This window comes from Lactobacillus nasalidis (assembly GCF_016587775.1).
Classification (GTDB): domain Bacteria; phylum Bacillota; class Bacilli; order Lactobacillales; family Lactobacillaceae; genus Lactobacillus; species Lactobacillus nasalidis.
The window spans coordinates 1-346 of sequence record NZ_BOCG01000646.1; the positions used below are offsets into that span (position 1 = coordinate 1).

General features: G+C 43.9%; 1 pseudogene. It reads left to right on the forward strand.

Annotated elements, in window-relative coordinates:
* Positions 1-346, forward strand: a pseudogene (locus tag lacNas_RS12235) (RNA-guided endonuclease TnpB family protein); the annotation flags it as partial.

Consider the following 346-nt stretch of genomic DNA (forward strand, 5'->3'; position numbering starts at 1 on the left):
GTTCCAAAAGATCAATGGCGTGGCTTCAAGCTGAGCGAAAAGCCTTTGTCAGATGAATTTGGCGTTGTCAGCTACTTCAAAGAAAATGGCCGTTATTACGTTGCCATCCCGTATAAGATCAAGGCTGAGGATGTTAAGCTGCCAGACAAAACAGGCAAAGCTACCGCGGTTGACGTCAATGTTGGTCACTTTGATTATACGGGAGGCCGGGTGAACGTACTGCCTAAGAAGCTTGATAGAATTTATAAAAAAATCAAGCACTATCAAAGGCAGCTGGCTAAAAAGCAAGTCAAAAATGGAGAAGCTGCTTGCGAAAGCAAGAATTACTTGAAGACGAAAGCCAAGC